This window comes from Bordetella genomosp. 11 (assembly GCF_002261215.1).
GTDB lineage: Bacteria > Pseudomonadota > Gammaproteobacteria > Burkholderiales > Burkholderiaceae_B > Bordetella_C.
In genome coordinates this window covers 4,147,490-4,164,681 of record NZ_NEVS01000004.1, presented here as the reverse complement: position 1 = coordinate 4,164,681, position 17,192 = coordinate 4,147,490, and the positions used below count along the sequence as shown (strand labels likewise).

The window sequence follows — 17,192 nt, the reverse complement described above, 5'->3', positions numbered from 1 at the left end:
TCTGAACATGCAACTCAATCCCTCCGAGATCAGCGAACTGCTCAAGAGCCGCATCGAGGGCCTGGGCGCTTCGACCGATATTCGTACCCAGGGCACGGTCGTTTCCGTGACTGACGGTATTACCCGCATCCACGGCCTGTCGGACGTGATGCAGGGCGAAATGCTCGAATTTCCCAACAACACCTTCGGCCTGGCCCTGAACCTCGAGCGCGACTCCGTCGGCGCCGTGATTCTGGGCGACTACACCGGCGTGTCGGAAGGCGACCAGGTCAAGACGACCGGCCGTATTCTGGAAGTGCCGGTCGGTCCGGAACTGAAGGGCCGCGTGGTCAACACGCTGGGCGAGCCCATCGACGGCCGTGGCCCGATCAACACCAAGGAAACCGACGTGATCGAAAAGGTCGCGCCGGGCGTGATCGCGCGTCGTTCCGTGTCGCAGCCCGTGCAGACCGGTATCAAGGCGATCGATTCCATGGTGCCCATCGGCCGTGGCCAGCGCGAGCTGATCATCGGCGACCGCCAGACCGGCAAGACCGCGGTCGCGGTGGACACCATCATCAGCCAGAAGGGCAAGGGCATGACGTGCGTCTACGTCGCCATCGGCCAGAAGGCGTCGACGATCAACAACGTGGTGCGCAAGCTGGAAGAGCACGGCGCGATGGAATACACCATCGTCGTCGCGGCGTCGGCGTCGGATTCCGCGGCCATGCAGTACCTGGCCCCTTATGCCGGCTGCACGATGGGCGAATACTTCCGCGATCGCGGCGAAGACGCCCTGATCATCTATGACGATCTGACCAAGCAGGCCTGGGCGTATCGCCAGGTTTCGCTGCTGCTGCGCCGTCCGCCGGGCCGCGAAGCCTATCCTGGCGACGTGTTCTACCTGCACTCCCGCCTGCTGGAACGTGCCGCCCGCGTCAATGAAGAGTACGTGGAAAAATTCACGAACGGTGCCGTCAAGGGCAAGACCGGTTCGCTGACCGCGCTGCCGATCATCGAAACGCAGGCCGGCGACGTCTCGGCGTTCGTTCCGACCAACGTGATTTCCATCACGGACGGCCAGATCTTCCTGGAAACCGACCTGTTCAACGCCGGCGTGCGTCCCGCCATCAACGCCGGTATCTCGGTGTCGCGGGTCGGTGGCGCCGCGCAGACCAAGGTCATCAAGAAGCTGTCCGGCGGTATCCGTACCGACCTGGCGCAGTACCGTGAACTGGCCGCGTTCGCGCAGTTCGCCTCCGATCTGGACGACGCCACCCGTCGCCAGCTGGAGCGCGGCAAGCGCGTGGTCGAGCTGCTGAAGCAGCCGCAGTACCAGCCGCTGCAGGTCTGGGAACTGGCCGTCAGCCTGTACGCGGTCAACAACGGCTACCTGGACGATGTCGGCGTGACGCAAGTGCTGGCTTTCGAAAAGGCGCTGAAGGACCACCTGAAGTCCAAGCATGCCGATTTGATCCAGCGCATCGAGGATACGAAGGAACTCTCCAAGGATGATGAAGCCGTGCTGGCTGCGGAAATCCAGGAGTTCAAGAAGCACGGTGCTTTTTAAGACATTTTGACTGTGATGAGGTCGGCGGGCGCCATGCGGCGCGCCCGGCCTGCAGGCGGATGGGGTGATCGCCCCGCCGCCGACCGTCTCACCAGGAAAGCGCAATGCCCGGAATCAAGGAAATCCGTACCAAGATCAAGAGCGTGCAGAACACGCGCAAGATCACCAAGGCGATGGAAATGGTCGCCGCGTCCAAGATGCGCAAGGCGCAGGAACGGATGCGCGCCGGCCGTCCGTACGCCACCAAGGTGCGCGCCATCGCGTCGCACCTGATGCAGGCCAATCCGGAATACAGCCATCCCTTCCAGATCGAGCGCGACGAGGTCAAGGCGGTGGGCGTGGTGCTGGTGACCACCGACAAGGGCCTGTGCGGCGGCCTGAACACCAACGTGTCGCGTGTCACCCTGTCCAAGCTGAAGGAATTCCAGGAACGCGGCGTGAAGGTGCAGTTCACCGCGCTCGGTAACAAGGGCGTGGGCCTGCTGACCCGTATCAGCGCAAACCTGGTATCGCAGGAAGTCGGCCTGGGCGACCAGCCGCACCTGGATCGCCTGCTGGGCGCCATCAAGGTGCAGCTGGACGCGTACCTGGATGGCCGCATCGACGAGCTGTATGTCGCGACCACCCGCTTCGTGAACACCATGAAGCAGGAGCCCGTGTTCCTGCGCCTGCTGCCGCTGCCCAGCGGCGACCTGGAAGACCCTTTCCACGCGGGCGACGCCATCGCGGCGCTGAAGACCGAGTACAGCTGGGACTACATCTACGAGCCCGATGCCCGCTCGGTCATCGACGATCTGCTGCAACGTTATGTCGAAGGCGTGATGTTCCAGGCGGTCGCGGAAAACATGGCCTCGGAACAATCCGCGCGCATGGTGGCCATGAAGGCCGCCTCGGACAACGCCAAGAAAGTGATCGGCGATCTGCAACTGGTCTACAACAAGACCCGCCAGGCCGCGATCACCAAGGAAATTTCGGAAATCGTGGGGGGCGCCGCCGCCGTTTGACGCCGGGTAGACATTGTCACCGGCGTCCACGGACGCAGCATCCTGACAGGACATAGAGTTATCAAAGGAATCGACATGAGCAACGGAACCATCGTTCAGTGCATCGGCGCCGTGGTGGATATTCAGTTCCCCCGCGATCAAATGCCCAAGATCTATGAAGCGCTTTCCCTGGCCGAAGAAGGCAACTCCTTCGCCGAGAAAGGCCTGACCTTCGAAGTCCAGCAGCAGCTGGGCGACGGCGTTGTGCGCACGATCGCGCTGGGTTCCAGCGACGGCCTGCGCCGTGGCATGAACGTCGCCGCCACCGGCGCGCCGATCTCGGTGCCCGTCGGTACCGGCACCCTGGGCCGCATCATGGACGTGCTGGGCCGCCCGATCGACGAAGCCGGGCCCATCCAGCACGAGGAAAAGCGCGGCATCCACCAGAACGCCCCCAGGTTCGACGAACTGTCGCCTTCCGTGGAGCTGCTGGAAACCGGCATCAAGGTTATCGACCTGGTCTGCCCGTTCGCGAAGGGCGGCAAGGTGGGCCTGTTCGGCGGCGCCGGCGTGGGCAAGACCGTCAACATGATGGAACTCATCAACAACATCGCCAAGCAGCACAGCGGCCTGTCGGTGTTCGCCGGCGTGGGCGAGCGTACCCGCGAAGGCAACGACTTCTACCATGAAATGGAAGAGTCGAACGTTCTGGACAAGGTCGCGATGGTGTTCGGCCAGATGAACGAACCCCCGGGCAACCGTCTGCGCGTGGCGCTGACCGGCCTGACCATGGCCGAGAAGTTCCGCGACGAAGGCCGCGATATCCTGTTCTTCGTCGACAACATCTACCGCTACACGCTCGCCGGTACCGAAGTGTCGGCACTGCTGGGCCGTATGCCGTCCGCGGTGGGTTACCAGCCGACGCTGGCCGAGGAAATGGGCAAGCTGCAGGAGCGCATCACCTCGACGAAGACCGGCTCGATCACCTCCATCCAGGCCGTCTACGTGCCGGCGGATGACTTGACCGATCCGTCGCCCGCCACGACCTTCCAGCACTTGGACTCCACCGTCGTGCTGTCGCGTGACATCGCCGCGCTGGGTATCTATCCCGCCGTCGACCCGCTGGATTCCACCAGCCGCCAGCTGGATCCCCAGGTGGTGGGCGAAGAGCACTACGCCGTTGCGCGTGGCGTGCAGCAGACGCTGCAGCGCTACAAGGAACTGCGCGACATCATCGCGATTCTGGGCATGGACGAACTGTCGCCCGAAGACAAGCTGGCCGTGGCGCGTGCCCGTAAGATCCAGCGTTTCCTGTCGCAGCCGTTCCACGTGGCCGAAGTGTTCACGGGTTCGCCGGGCAAGTACGTGCCGCTGGCCGAAACCATCCGTGGCTTCAAGATGATCGTGGACGGCGAGTGCGACACCCTGCCGGAGCAGGCCTTCTATATGGTCGGCACCATTGACGAGGCCTTCGAGAAGGCCAAGAAACTGCAATAAGGATTCGGTATGGCTACCCTGCATGTCGACGTGGTCAGCGCGGAAGCCGCGATCTTCACCGGTGAGGCGAAGTTCGTGGTCCTGCCTGGCGAAGCGGGCGAACTGGGCATCCTGCCCGGCCACACCCCGCTGATCTCGCGAATCCGCCCGGGTACGTTGAAGATCGTCCGCGAGGACAATAGCGAAGAGAACGTCTTTGTCGCCGGCGGGATTCTGGAAGTCCAGCCCGGCAGCGTGACGGTACTGGCCGATACGGCCATCCGCGCTTCCGACCTGGACGAAGCCAAGGCCGAGGCCGCGCGTCAGAAGGCGGAAGAAGCCTTGCGCAATGCCAAGGACAAGGCGGATATCGCCGTGGTGGAAGCCGAGCTGGCCATGCTGGCGGCGCAGGCCGCCGCCGCGCGTCGCCTGCGGGCAAGTTCGGGCCGCCGCAACTAAGCCCACATGCCGTTTCCCGCAGCCCGCGCAACCGCGCGGTCCGCGGGCCAGCGGCACGGCGGCATGGCCGCTCGATGGGCCTCTGCCGGATGCGGGTACGTTTCTTCGTAAAAAAAAGCCAGGCTTTTGCCTGGCTTTTTTTATATCTCGCGTGGAGGCGTCCACCTTGAAGGGGCGCCGCTTGAACGGGCGTGCAACCTGGCGGGTAGCGCTTGAAAGAGCGTCCACCCTGGTGGGTCTCTGCTTGAAAAGACGTTCACCCTGGCGGACGCGCGGCGCGTGTTCCCTGGCGGTCGTCGGCCGGCTTACTTCAGGCCGGCCTTGCCCAGGCCGAACATCTCGTCCGCCGAGCCGGGAACCGGCCGGAATGCCACGCTCAGGCGGTTCCAGCCATTGATGCCGACGATCAGGAATGTCAGGTCGGAGACTTCCTCTTCGCTGAAGTGCTCGCACACGCTTTCGTATGCCTCGTCAGGCACGCCGTGGGCAGGCAGATGCGTGACGATTTCGGTCCAGGCCAGGGCCGCCTTTTCGCGTTCGTTGAACAGGGGCGATTCCCACCAGATGGCTACGTGGTGCAGGCGCAGCTCGCGTTCGCCGTGGATTTTCCCTTCCTTGACGTGCATGTCCACGCAGAAGGCGCAGCCGTTCAGCTGCGACGCGCGCAGCGTGACGAGGTGCCCGAGTTCCGCGATGACGGGGCGGTTCTTCAGGGACTGGCTGAAATCGATGTACTTCTTGGCGGTTTCGGCGCTGGCTTTGTAGTAGTTCAGGCGTTGGCTCATGGCACTTCCTTGTCGTAGGGTGGATCGGCGAGGAACTGCCGTCGATGCGCGGGCGGGGTGAGGTCCGGGATCGGCGGGGTACTGCCGGCTTGATGCCATGATGGTCCAACAAAATCCCCCTGTGAAGCACCAAGAATATGCACCGGGACTGGACCATTCCGTACAAGGCATCAAATGACTACAATAGTGAGATAGATTCTTATTATTAACATCGCGGACGCGGCCTGGAGCTCGGCAGCATGGGGAAACTGTCCCTCAAGACCTGGTTTGAAATACACAAGTGGAGCAGCCTGGTTTGCACGGTGTTCCTGTTGCTGCTGTGCCTGACAGGGCTGCCGCTGATCTTCTCGCACGAGATCGATCATTGGCTGGACGATGCCAAGCCGTATGCCGAGGCCGCGCCCGGGACACCGCGCGCGAGCCTGGACGCCATGGTGGCGGAAAGCAAACGGCTATATCCGGATGACGCCGTCGAATTCGTCTTCATCGATGACGACGATCCGCAAGTGGTGATCGGGCTGAACCCGGAGCTGGGAAACCAGGATCGCGCGCACCGCTTGCGCTTCGACGCGCATACGGGCGAGCTGCTGAAGCGATTCCCACCCGCCGAACAGGAGGGCCACGGCTTCATGGAGATCATGCTGCACCTGCATGTCGATATGTTCGCCGGGCTGGCCGGCGAACTCTTCCTGGGCTTCATGGGGCTGTTGTTCTGCATTGCCGTGGTGTCCGGCGTGGTGCTGTACGGACCCTATATGAAGAAGATCCCGTTCGGCAGCGTGCGGGCCGAGCGCTCGGCCCGCATCAAATGGCTGGACCTGCACAACCTGCTGGGCGTCGCCACGCTGGCGTGGGCGTTCGTGGTGGGGTTCACGGGCGTCATCAATGAGTTGTCGACGCCGATGTTCAAGTACTGGCAGGGCACGGCGATGCAGACGCTGCTGGCGCCGTACCAGGGTAAATCCACACCGCAGTCCGCGGAACTCAGCTCCGTCGATGCCGCCTACGCCGCTGCCCAGAAGGCGCAGCCGGGGATGAAGGTCAATGTGGTGACGTTTCCGGGCAATCCCTTCGGCAGTCCGTATCACTATTTCGTCTGGCTCAACGGCGATACCGCGTTGACTTCCCGTCTGTTCAGCCCCGTCCTGGTGGACGCGCGCACCGGCGCCGTGGACACGCAGCTGGAGATGCCGTGGTACCTGCGGGCGCTGGAGGTATCGAGGCCGCTGCACTTCGGCGACTATGCCGGCATGCCGCTCAAGATCATCTGGGCGGTGCTGGATGTGATCACGATCATCGTGCTGGCCACAGGCGTGTACCTGTGGATCGCGCGGCGCAAATCCGCGGCCGCCCGTATCGCGGAACTGGAAGCCCGGCATAAGGCATGGGCCCGGGAGGCCAAGGCCTGAGCCGGTTCCTGCGTGCTTTCCCTTACGTACAAGCCGCAGTGTGGACTTTGCGAATTGCCGGACACGGCACCGCTATCTAGGCTTGCTGCTTCGACCAATACGGAGGAGTAGCGATGCGCGAGACGCTAGATTGCGGCGTACTCATGGTGCCGGAACATACCGGCTGGATAAACGAATGGATGGAGCGGCACGCGGCGCATATGGCGCGCGTGCGGCTGCACGCGGTGACGCTGGATAACGGCGCGCTGCTGGTCGCCGCCGGCGGCGTGGCCGCCGCGTACTCGGGGCCGCAGGCGGCCACGCACTCGCTTGCCCGGCTGGCGATGTCCCTGCGTCGCTTCGACGCTTGCCTGTTGCCCGTGGCCCCCGACACGCTGGGCTGGACCCGGACGGCGCTGTCCTGCGCGCGCGGAGGCCTGCGCACCCCGCTGATCGGCCTGGCCCGGGGCCTGAAGGCGGCGGCGGTAGAGGACCTGCTGGCCCTGGGCATGTGCGATTTCGTGCGCGACCCCTTATGCCCGGAGGAGCTGAGGGTCCGTGTCGACCGGGTGGCGGGCGGCCGCCGGCCGCTCGCCGGACCGTCCGCGCCAGACGTGGCTGCCGCGGACACCGCCGACACCGCTCCTCGCGACGCGTTTGCCGCGCCATACGATGCCCGGGCGGACGCCGCGGATCCCGATCACGGAGCTGCCCCGGCACCAGCCGCCGGCTTGGCTATGCGTTCCTGCAAAACCCTGCGCGAAGCGGGCGTGCGCTATGCCGGCCATGATGCCGGCGCCACCGCCTGGGCCATCGCCGCCGCCCCCATGGCCGGCAGAATGGCATTGCCGCAAGGCGAAGGCCGGCCGCGCCTGCCGCGCGAGGCCATCGACAGCAGTTTGCTGGCCATCCAGGCCGCGCCGCGCGTCCATCCCGACGAACCGTTCCGCATCGCCAAGTCGCGCGTCGTCGATAGCTTCGAACGCGATTATGTGCGCACCGCGTTGTCGCGCCATGCCGGCAATGTCGCGCGTGCCGCCCGGGCTTCCGCCAAGCATCGCCGCGCCTTCTGGGCGCTGATGCGCAAGCACCATATCGATGCCGCGCCGTACCGCCCGCGCCAGTCGTGCAAGGAGCCGGCGGGTTGACGGCGTCCCGCCGGGTAAAATCCAGGCCGTGGATCTTTCAAGGAAAATCGTGTCAGCCGTCGCCTTGCAAAACGATGTATTCCTGCGCGCCCTGTTGCGCGAGCCCGTGCCTTACACACCTGTCTGGCTCATGCGGCAAGCAGGGCGATATCTGCCCGAATACAACGCCACACGGTCGCGTGCCGGTTCTTTCCTGGGCCTGGCGCAGAATCCGGAATACGCCACCGAAGTCACGCTGCAGCCGCTGGCGCGGTTTCCGCTCGATGCGGCCATCCTGTTTTCCGACATCCTGACGGTGCCGCACGCCATGGGCCTGGGCCTGGACTTCCGTGCCGGAGAAGGCCCGTACTTCGAGCGCCCGGTGCGTACCGAGGCGGATGTGCAGGCCCTGGCCGTGCCGGACCTGGACCGCCTGCGCTATGTATTCGACGCCGTCAGCCTGATCCGCCGCGAACTCGGCGGGCGTGTGCCGCTGATCGGCTTTGCCGGAAGTCCCTGGACCATCGCCTGTTACATGGTCGAAGGCAAGGGCAGCGACGACTATCGGCTCATCAAGGGCATGGCCTACGGCCGTCCCGACCTGATGCATCGGATCCTGCGCGTGAACGCGCAGGCGACCATCGAATACCTGAATGCGCAGATCGCCGCCGGGGCCCAGGCCGTGATGGTGTTCGACAGCTGGGGCGGGGTACTGGCCGATGGCCTGTTCCAGGAATACTCGCTCGCCTATACGCGGCAGGTCGTCGCCGGCCTGACGCGTGAACGGGACGGGCGGCCGGTCCCGGCGATCGTCTTCACCAAGGGGGGCGGCATGTGGCTGGAGCAAATCGCCGCCTGTGGGGCGGACGCGGTGGGCGTGGACTGGACGGTAAACCTGGCCCAGGCCCGCCGGCGCGTGGCCGACGCGGTGGCGCTGCAAGGCAATCTGGACCCCATGTCGCTATTCGGCGGCGCCGCGGTGGTGCGCGCGCAAGCCAGGCGAGTGATCGACGATTTCGGCCAGGTCGGGCAGGGCGGACACGTGTTCAATCTGGGGCATGGGATATCGCAATTTACTCCGCCGGATGCCGTAGCCGAGCTGGTGGACGAGGTCCATACCTACAGCCGCGCGTTCCACGGTGCTCTGCCATGAAGTAAGTGATTGCTTCGGTGGGGAAAGAGGCGATCCGCGCCTGATTTTCCCGACTTGTGCACAGCAGCGAATATTTGCCCTTGACAGCGCATCGCAGTCTGTGCCTTTTGAGTGCCGAATGTAAGTGCCTGATTTATCGAGAGAAACCTCTTGGGAGATTTCCTTTCCCACTTTGACGCTGTTGTGGTACATGCACCTCTATTCAAAAAGCCATGGCTTTTCCCCAAAGTTATCCACAGCGGCGTTCCGGCCACATTTTCTATCGCAGGCAGTACAGGCGCTTAGCGGGAACTTCGAGAATTCACTTTAAATAGAATGATGCGGGAACCCATGCTTTTGGCCTATGGCAATGATTGAGACAGCCGGGCAGGATTGCCCCCGCGCGGCGCCAGGGCAAGCCGGCGCCTGGGTGCGGGTGGCGCTGGACGTACCGCTGCAGGGACCGTTCGACTACAGCCACTCCAGCCCGCTCGCGCCCGGGGTAAGGGTGATCGTCCCGTTCGGCCGCCGCCGCCTGGTAGGTATTGTTACGGATACGCTGGAGACGCCCTCCATCGACCCCGTCCATATCAAGCCCATAGAGCGCGTCCTGGACGACCTTCCTGCCTTCACGCCTGACTGGATGCGCCTGGCGCGCTTTGCGGCCGCCTACTACCACCGGCCCCTTGGCGAGGTCATGCTGCCGGCCCTGCCGCCCCCCCTGCGCAAACCGTCCGCCTACGAAGGCAAGCGTTCCGGGGCGGGGCCGGTCGCGCGGCTGGATGCCAAGCACGCGAAGCGCCGCGGGCCGGCCCGCGCGCCCGAGGCTGCCGGCGACGAGGCGGCGGCCGAGACCGGCGTCGCGCCGGTGGAACCGGTCCTGAACCCGGAGCAGGAAACCGCCGTGCAAGCCATCCGCGGCCTGCGCGGTTTCAAACCGGTCCTGCTGCATGGGGTTACCGGCAGCGGCAAGACCGAGGTCTACCTGAGGGCGGCGCGGGATGTCCTGGCGCAAGGCAGGCAGGTGCTGCTGATGGTGCCGGAAATCAACCTGACGCCGCAGTTGCAGGCCGTGCTGGGCAGCCGCCTGGAAGCCGTGGCGGGACCGGACTGCCTGGCCGTGCTGCACAGCGGCCTTTCCGATGGCGAACGCCTGCAGGCCTGGGTGCGCGCCCAGCGCGGCGAGGCGCGGGTACTGCTGGGGACCCGCATGTCGATCTTCGCGCCCTTGCCGGAGCTGGGCCTGATCGTCGTCGATGAAGAACATGATGCGTCCTACAAGCAGCAGGATGGCTTGCGCTATTCGGCGCGCGACCTCGCCATATGGCGCGCGCGGGACCGCGATATCCCCGTGCTGCTGGGGTCGGCGACGCCATCCCTGGAAACCTGGCAGCAGGCCGAGCGCGGCCGCTACCTGCGCCTGACGCTGGCGGCACGCGCCAAGGCCAGCCAGTTGCCGGCCGTGCGGCTCGTGGATACGCGGCGCCTGCCCATGAAGCAAGGCATGTCGCCGCAATTGGTCGATGCGATCGGCAAGCGGCTGGAGCGCGGCGAACAGTCCCTGGTGTTCCTGAATCGCCGCGGCTACGCGCCGGTGCTGCATTGCGCATCCTGCGCCTGGGTCAGCCAGTGTCCCCGCTGCACCGCCTTCACGGTACTGCACCGGGGGGCGGGGCCGGGAGGGCACGTCCTGCAATGCCATCACTGCGGCTATCAGGCGCGTGTGCCGCGCGCCTGTCCCGAGTGCGGCGACCAGGATCTGCAGCCCATGGGGCGCGGCACCCAGCGTGTGGAGGAACACCTGGCCGATCTGTTTCCGCAAGCCCGCATCCTGCGCATCGACGCGGACAGCACGCGCCGCAAAGGCAGCGCGCAGGCGCTTTTCGCCAGCGTGCATGCCGGCGAAGTGGATATCCTGGTGGGCACCCAGATGGTGGCCAAGGGACATGACTTCGCCCGCCTGGGCCTGGTCGGCGTACTCAATGCGGACGCCATGCTGTTCGCGCATGACTTTCGCGCGCCGGAACGGCTGTTCGCCCAGCTGATGCAGGTTGCCGGCCGCGCCGGCCGGCATACGGAAGGCGGCGAGGTACTGATACAGACCGGCTACCCCGAACAGCCCGTCTACCAGGCGCTGGTGCGTCACGATTACGCCGGTTTTGCCGGGCCCGCGCTGGCGGAACGCGAAAGCACGGGGCTGCCGCCATTCGCCCATCAGGCACTGTTGACGGCGGAAGCGCGCGAACTGGCCCAGGCGCTGGCATTCCTGCAGGAGGCCCGCGATCTTCCGGATGCGGGAATGGCCGATCGATTTCCGACGGCGGACGCCGTAACGCGCTACGATCCGGTTCCCCTGCGGGTGGTGCGGGTGGCCAATATGGAACGGGCGCAGCTGCTGGTCGAAAGCGCCAGCCGTCCCGCCCTGCAGGCTTTCCTCGGCACGTGGTCCGCGATGCTGCACGGTCTGCCCGCCGCATCCCGCGTGCGCTGGCAGCTAGAGGTCGATCCCCTGGAAATCTGACGCCCCATGTCCGAGTCCCTACCCGCCGGCTTGAACCCCGCGCAACGCGAAGCGATCCTGTACCTGGGTGGACCCTGCCTGGTACTGGCCGGCGCCGGCAGCGGCAAGACGCGGGTGATTACGCAGAAAATCGCCTACCTGCTGCGCGAATGCGGCTACATGGGCCGCAATATCGTGGCGCTGACGTTCACCAACAAGGCGGCGCGCGAAATGGACGAGCGCGTCAAGACGCTGGTGGACCGCAAGCTCGCCAAGGGCCTGACCATCAGCACCTTCCATGCGCTCGGTGTACGCTTCCTGCGCGAGGAAGCGCGCAATGCCGGCCTGAAGCCGCAGTTCTCCATCCTGGACGCGGACGACGCCATGGGCATCATCCAGGAGCTGCTGGCGACGACGGATCGCGGCTGGCTGCGTACCGTGCAGACGACGATTTCGCTGTGGAAGAATGCCTTGCTGGACCCGGACGCCGCGGCGGCGCAGGCCACGACCAAGGCCGATGTGGAAGCCGCGCGCGTGTATCGCAGCTATGCCGCCACCCTGGCCGCCTATCAGGCGGTGGACTTCGACGACCTGATCCGCATTCCGGCCCTGCTGCTCGAAGGGAACGAAGAAGTCCGCACCCGCTGGCAGAACCGCGTGCGCTATCTGCTGGTGGATGAATACCAGGACACGAATGTGTGCCAGTACCGCCTGGTCCAGCTGCTGAGCGGCGATCGCGCCATGTTCACCGCGGTGGGGGACGATGACCAGGCCATCTACGCGTGGCGCGGCGCCACCATCGAAAACCTGGCCAAGCTGACGACCGACTACCCCAACCTGAAGCTGATCAAGCTGGAGCAGAACTACCGGTCGGTGCAGCGCATCCTGGCCGCCGCCAACAAGGTGATCGAAAAGAATCCCAAACTGTTCGAGAAAAAGCTGTGGTCCGATCTGGGTGTGGGCGAGCCCATCGTCATTACGCCGATGGATAGCGAGGAAGCCGAAGCGGAGGCGATCGCGATGCGGATCTCGGCCGCCCGCTTCGAACGGCAGGGGCAGTGGAAAGACTATGCCATCCTGTACCGCAGCAATCACCAGTCGCGGATCCTGGAGCAGGCGCTGCGCAACCTGAAGATCCCGTACACGATTTCCGGCGGGCAGAGCTTCTTCGACAAGGCCGAAGTGCGCGATGTGCTGGCCTATCTGCGGCTGATCGCCAACGACGAGGACGATCCCGCCTTTATCCGCGCGGCCACCACGCCCAAGCGCGGCATCGGGCAGGGCACCCTGCAGACGCTGGGGCAGTACGCCGCGGAACGCCAGCTTTCCCTGTTCGCCGCCGTATTCGAGCAGGGCGTGGATGCGCTGCTGCAGCAACGCCAGCTGGAATCCTTGCGCACCTTCGCCGAATTCGTCCGGCGCATGCAATGGCGGGCCGGACGCGGCGCTCCGGACGGCAGCAAGCCGGCATCGGCCGAGCCCGCGGGCGTGCTGCTGGACGACCTGCTGGGCGCCATCCAGTATGAACGCTATCTTTACGATATGTTCGACGAGAAGCCCGCGCAGACACGCTGGCAGAACGTCCTGGAACTTACCGGCTGGCTCAAGCGCAAGGCCGACGAGGACGGCATGACCTTGTTCGAGCTGGTGCAGCACGTCGCGCTCGTCACCATGCTGGAACGCGGCGAGGAAGAGGAACCCGACGCGGTCAAGCTTTCGACCCTGCATGCGTCCAAGGGGCTGGAGTATCCCCACGTCTACATGGCGGGGGTGGAAGAGGGCCTGCTGCCCCACCTGGGCAAGGACGACGAAGAAGGCGACCCTGCGCGCGCCGCCGAATCCCTGGCGAGCCGCATCGAAGAAGAACGCCGTCTGATGTACGTGGGCATTACGCGCGCGCAGCGCAGCCTGAACCTTAGCTGGTGCAAGAAGCGGCGTCGCGCGCGCGAAGATCTGGTGCGCGAGCCTTCCCGTTTTATCGAGGAAATGGGCCTGGGCGACGCGCGCTTTCCCGAAGACGAAGCGACGCGCGCCCTGAGTCCCAAAGAACGCCTCGGCATGCTGAAGGCGCTGCTTAACAAAGGCCCGGCATAAAGCAAAGGCCCGGCGGCCGTGGACATCGGCGCGAACGAACCCATGGCTGCCGGTGCGGCTTCCCGGCGATGCCCGCCTGGGCGGCGTCGAATCGCCGCTTGGAAGGCATTGAATCCTACACGGCGCCACGATCTTCGCCTCATTCAAACATCCGCTAGCCAGCCCTTCGTGAACGGTTCCTACATCGCGATGGGACTCTTATGACAGGTCGTTCGGCAATCTGCCCGAACGGCGTTTTTACCGCTGTGTTCGCCGTGACGCGTTCAGGATTTTCTCGTTAGGGCACGCGAGGAAACTCCCTATCCTGCCGCGACTCGAGTGCCGGAATACAAACCAGCGGCGGTGGAGATGGCGCGATGACGGGCATCGCTCACCAGGCCCCGCGGGTGGACGGCATTCTTCAATGAACGAATGCAGTGGGGTTCAAATGACAGTATTCACCGTCTTCAATCATGGGACATGCGCAAGCCGCGATGATCAAGGGGAAATCGTTGCGGAGTTCGGCCGCCTGGCCGCGGGCAGGGAATATCGCGATTTCCTGATATGCGATGGCCCGGGCAGCAGTCCGACCAGCAGCGTGACGCCGGGCCAGTTCAATCCCTTCACGCGCGACAAGCAGCCGAAGTCCGCCCTGGGCAACAAGGAACTTGGCAATACCCATATCAACTGGACCTTGACGGGGATGGCGACTGGCGCCGGCTGGGACGACAACGTCATACATGCCATCGCCACGATCGCGGAACTGGATCGGCTTCCTCACGTCATCAATATGCTGGGCTGGAGCCGGGGCGCGGTGACGTGCACGAAGCTGGCGTACAAGCTGAACGAGTTCTTTCCCCAGGTCGGCGTCAATATCTTCGCCGTCGACCCGGTGGCGGGCATCGGGCACAAAAGCGATATCGACACCAGCATGATCCCGCCCAACGTCAGGAACTACTGCGCCGTCCTCTCCATGCATGAGACGCGTGGGTTCTTCAAGCCCCAGGACGCGCAACGCGTGAAGTTCATGAGTCCGGCCACCAATGCCATCTTCATACCGTTCCCCGGCAATCACGGCGGCCAGGTCAATCTGGATAAGAACGTGAAGCGAAACCTCGGCGAGGCGGCGCAAATGACGTGGTTTCTTGCCTGGAAATTCCTGCAGCAGTTCGGGACCCGGTTCACCACGGCGCCTTCGCCATGCTACGACGGCCTGGAGCAATGCAACCTGTATGCCCGGATGAAGATCAAGATGCCGGAATACAGGGAAACCAGCCCTGGTGCCGGCGAGGCCTTGCTTATGGGTGGCGCGTCCACGCGCGACTTCCTGGCCAAGAACATCGATCGCTATGTGGAGCATGCGAAGTTCTTTATCAACGAGCATCATCGCCGCATATTCCAGCGCACGCTCCCGTATCTGTACAGCTGGGTTTTCGAAGGCCGCGAAACCGATCGCATCGCCGTGATGCAGGATTTCAAGAAGACGGAGTTCTATTCCGCGCTGAACCGGACCTTGCTGGATATCGGTTTCCAGCCGGCGAAGTCGGTGGCTTCGTCGGCGACGATTCCGCCCGGCGGGGTCGGCAGGCAGCCCATACAGATCGACCGCAGCCAGATCAGGGCCGACATGTCCAGGATGGGTTTCTACGCCTGAGGCGACGGCGTGACGGGGACCGCCGGCGGGCGCGCGGACACGCCTGCGCGGCGCGCGGGATGTACGGTGCGCCGCGGGCGTCCAAGGAACGGTGCGGTCGCCGGTGGCCCGGCGCTTCCTAGGGGGAATACCATGGCAAACCGGCGTCATCCCTGGTAAGGTGCGAAGCGCGCGTTTTTGTATCCAAGCGGATACCAAGCCTATCCATCGCCCATTCGTTTCCGTGTCCCTCGACGCTTCCGCAACTCCGGCCGTCCGTGACGGGGCAGTACCTGGCCCCATCATCGTGTTCGATCGCGTCGATGTGGCGCTGGGCGGCCAGCGCATCTACGACAAGCTCAGCTTCGAGGTCAGGCGGGGCGAATTCCTCTGCATCCTGGGCCCATCGGGCTGCGGCAAATCGACTTCCCTGCGTGTGATGGGGGGGCTGCTGCCGGTCGCCGGCGGCCAGGTCAGCGTGGCCGGCCGGGCTCCCGGCGAAGCCTGGCAGGAAATCGCCTTCGTGTTCCAGTCGCCCCGGCTGGTGTCGTGGCGCAATGCCATGGACAACATCCTGCTGGCGTCGGAACTCCGCTTCGGCAAGGCCACCCGGCTGGAGGCCGGGCGCCGCCGCGAGCGGGCCCTGGAGCTGCTGTCCATGGTGGGGCTTGCGGCCGACGCGCAAAAATACCCGTCCGCGCTGTCCGGCGGCGAACGCCAACGGGTGGCGATCGCCCGCGCGCTGGCCGTGGACCCGCAGATCATTTTCATGGACGAGCCGTTTTCCGCGCTCGATCCCAACACCCGCCAGCGCATGCGCGCCGAGATCGAACAGATCTGGCAGCGCACCGGCAAGACCGTGGTGTTCGTGACGCACGACATCGACGAAGCCTTGCAGCTGGCCGACCGCATCGTCCTTTTTTCCGGCAAACCGACCACCGTGCTGGAGACCCTGACGATCGATACCCCGCGGCCGCGCCGCGCGGACCACGCCGGTCTCGCGGCCCATCGCGATCATCTCGTCGGCCTGTTCCGCGCGATGGAGGCAATGCCCGTCGACGAGCGGGCCGCGATGTCCTAGGAGTTTGCCCATGCATCGTCGCAGTGTTCTGAAACTGGCCGCGCTGCCCGCGCTCTATGGGATCGCGGCGCCCGTACTGGCGCAACAGCGCCCCACCGTCACCTACGCGTATCTGCTGGACCCGGCCTACGACGTCGTTACCTGGGCGATGCGCAACGGCAAGGTGCCGTCCTCCACGATCGATGTGCAGGCGCGCGCGCTGGCGATTCCGCAATTGATCCAGGCCACATCGGCCAAACAATACGACGTCATCATGGCGGCGGTGGTCAGTCTGCCGGCCGCCGTGCAACGCGGCCTGGCGGTGAATGTCCTGGCGGCCTCCCTGCGCGCCGCCCCCGCCGGCGAAGGCGCCGGGGTATGGGTGCCGCGCGACAGCGCCCTGAAGACCCCCCAGGACCTGAAAGGCAAGACGCTGGGGTCCTACGGATTGCGCTCGACCGGCTATACGCAGATCCGTATCGCGCTGGCGAAGAAGTACGGCCTGAACATGGCGCTGGACGGCGGCGATGTCAACCAGGTGGAAATCCAGGCGCCCAATCTGCCGGGCGCGCTGGCCTCGGGCAAGCTCGACGCCGCGACGCTGATACACAGCCAGGCCTACCGCGCGCTGAAGTCGGGCGAATACCGGCTGATCGCGGAAACCGCGCGCGACAACAACGAGATCTTCAAGACGCGCTTCGTCAGCGCCGTCAATATCGCTTATCCGGAGCGCCTGTCCAAGCAGCCGGACGCCTACGTCGAATTCTGCCGCGTTTTCCGCGAGTCCCTGAAATACGCCATGGCGAACAAGGCGGAAGTTTTCGGCGCGGTGGGCAAGGAAAGCGGCCTGGAACCGGATTTCTTCGAGTGGTGGTTCAGCAAGAATTCCGAAGTGCCCGGCTACTTCAGCGAAGAACATGCCGAGGCGATCATGCTGTTCTACGAGCAGGCGCGCGACCTCGGTGTGCTGAAGTCCTATCCGGACATCCGCACGCTGGTCTGGGACAAGGCCCCACGCGCCTGAGAC

At 64.8% G+C, this 17,192-nt stretch carries 13 protein-coding genes; 12 read left to right on the top strand and 1 reads right to left on the bottom strand.

Annotated elements, in window-relative coordinates; genetic code table 11:
* The first annotated feature begins 7 nt into the window (after positions 1–7).
* The 4 genes from atpA to CAL28_RS26290 all read left to right on the top strand — a co-directional run bounded on the left by atpA (position 8) and on the right by CAL28_RS26290 (position 4,467).
* On the top strand, positions 8–1,549 hold the full coding sequence (gene atpA / locus CAL28_RS26305) for a F0F1 ATP synthase subunit alpha (protein WP_094844047.1): 1,542 nt from the start codon (positions 8–10) through the stop codon (positions 1,547–1,549).
* 104 nt (positions 1,550–1,653) lie between these two features.
* Positions 1,654–2,553, top strand: a complete 900-nt coding sequence (atpG, locus tag CAL28_RS26300) for a F0F1 ATP synthase subunit gamma (protein ID WP_094844046.1) — start codon at positions 1,654–1,656, stop codon at positions 2,551–2,553.
* 75 nt (positions 2,554–2,628) lie between these two features.
* Positions 2,629–4,029: a F0F1 ATP synthase subunit beta gene (gene atpD / locus CAL28_RS26295; protein ID WP_094844045.1), complete on the top strand. Its 1,401-nt coding sequence runs from the start codon at positions 2,629–2,631 to the stop codon at positions 4,027–4,029.
* Positions 4,030–4,038: 9 nt separating this feature from the next.
* Entirely contained in the window at positions 4,039–4,467 is a 429-nt protein-coding gene (locus CAL28_RS26290) for a F0F1 ATP synthase subunit epsilon (protein WP_094844044.1), read from the top strand.
* A gap of 305 nt (positions 4,468–4,772) precedes the next feature.
* On the opposite strand, the gene CAL28_RS26285 is transcribed toward CAL28_RS26290, so the two are convergent.
* A complete protein-coding gene (locus tag CAL28_RS26285) occupies positions 4,773–5,252 on the bottom strand; it encodes a carboxymuconolactone decarboxylase family protein (RefSeq protein ID WP_094844043.1) in 480 nt (159 codons plus the stop codon).
* A gap of 239 nt (positions 5,253–5,491) precedes the next feature.
* Between CAL28_RS26285 and CAL28_RS26280 the strand changes: the two genes are divergently transcribed.
* The 8 genes from CAL28_RS26280 to CAL28_RS26245 all read left to right on the top strand — a co-directional run bounded on the left by CAL28_RS26280 (position 5,492) and on the right by CAL28_RS26245 (position 17,189).
* Positions 5,492–6,661 carry a PepSY-associated TM helix domain-containing protein gene (locus CAL28_RS26280; protein WP_094844042.1) on the top strand — a complete coding sequence of 390 codons (1,170 nt, stop codon included), beginning with the start codon at positions 5,492–5,494 and terminating at the stop codon, positions 6,659–6,661.
* A gap of 113 nt (positions 6,662–6,774) precedes the next feature.
* Entirely contained in the window at positions 6,775–7,788 is a 1,014-nt protein-coding gene (locus CAL28_RS30110) for a hypothetical protein (RefSeq protein WP_254926237.1), read from the top strand.
* Positions 7,789–7,837: 49 nt separating this feature from the next.
* Positions 7,838–8,920, top strand: a complete 1,083-nt coding sequence (gene hemE, locus CAL28_RS26270) for a uroporphyrinogen decarboxylase (protein WP_094844041.1) — start codon at positions 7,838–7,840, stop codon at positions 8,918–8,920.
* A gap of 349 nt (positions 8,921–9,269) precedes the next feature.
* On the top strand, positions 9,270–11,420 hold the full coding sequence (locus tag CAL28_RS26265; RefSeq protein WP_094844040.1) for a primosomal protein N': 2,151 nt from the start codon (positions 9,270–9,272) through the stop codon (positions 11,418–11,420).
* A gap of 6 nt (positions 11,421–11,426) precedes the next feature.
* Entirely contained in the window at positions 11,427–13,493 is a 2,067-nt protein-coding gene (locus CAL28_RS26260) for a UvrD-helicase domain-containing protein (protein WP_094844039.1), read from the top strand.
* 427 nt (positions 13,494–13,920) lie between these two features.
* Positions 13,921–15,126 carry a DUF5621 domain-containing protein gene (locus CAL28_RS26255; RefSeq protein ID WP_094844038.1) on the top strand — a complete coding sequence of 402 codons (1,206 nt, stop codon included), beginning with the start codon at positions 13,921–13,923 and terminating at the stop codon, positions 15,124–15,126.
* Positions 15,127–15,412: 286 nt separating this feature from the next.
* Positions 15,413–16,186, top strand: coding sequence for an ABC transporter ATP-binding protein (locus CAL28_RS26250; RefSeq protein WP_176464113.1), 774 nt, complete (start codon positions 15,413–15,415; stop codon positions 16,184–16,186).
* Between the two features lie 10 nt (positions 16,187–16,196).
* Positions 16,197–17,189 (top strand): ABC transporter substrate-binding protein, encoded by a 993-nt coding sequence (locus tag CAL28_RS26245; protein ID WP_094844036.1) that lies wholly within the window; start codon positions 16,197–16,199, stop codon positions 17,187–17,189.
* Positions 17,190–17,192: the final 3 nt, after the last annotated feature.

Bases quoted from the DNA above. Each gene is read 5' to 3' on its own strand.
- atpA (WP_094844047.1), top strand. From the start codon at position 8: ATGCAACTCAATCCCTCCGAGATCAGCGAACTGCTCAAGAGCCGCATC.
- atpG (WP_094844046.1), top strand. From the start codon at position 1,654: ATGCCCGGAATCAAGGAAATCCGTACCAAGATCAAGAGCGTGCAGAAC.
- atpD (WP_094844045.1), top strand. From the start codon at position 2,629: ATGAGCAACGGAACCATCGTTCAGTGCATCGGCGCCGTGGTGGATATT.
- CAL28_RS26290 (WP_094844044.1), top strand. From the start codon at position 4,039: ATGGCTACCCTGCATGTCGACGTGGTCAGCGCGGAAGCCGCGATCTTC.
- CAL28_RS26285 (WP_094844043.1), bottom strand. From the start codon at position 5,252: ATGAGCCAACGCCTGAACTACTACAAAGCCAGCGCCGAAACCGCCAAG.
- CAL28_RS26280 (WP_094844042.1), top strand. From the start codon at position 5,492: ATGGGGAAACTGTCCCTCAAGACCTGGTTTGAAATACACAAGTGGAGC.
- CAL28_RS30110 (WP_254926237.1), top strand. From the start codon at position 6,775: ATGCGCGAGACGCTAGATTGCGGCGTACTCATGGTGCCGGAACATACC.
- CAL28_RS26265 (WP_094844040.1), top strand. From the start codon at position 9,270: ATGATTGAGACAGCCGGGCAGGATTGCCCCCGCGCGGCGCCAGGGCAA.
- CAL28_RS26260 (WP_094844039.1), top strand. From the start codon at position 11,427: ATGTCCGAGTCCCTACCCGCCGGCTTGAACCCCGCGCAACGCGAAGCG.
- CAL28_RS26255 (WP_094844038.1), top strand. From the start codon at position 13,921: ATGACAGTATTCACCGTCTTCAATCATGGGACATGCGCAAGCCGCGAT.
- CAL28_RS26245 (WP_094844036.1), top strand. From the start codon at position 16,197: ATGCATCGTCGCAGTGTTCTGAAACTGGCCGCGCTGCCCGCGCTCTAT.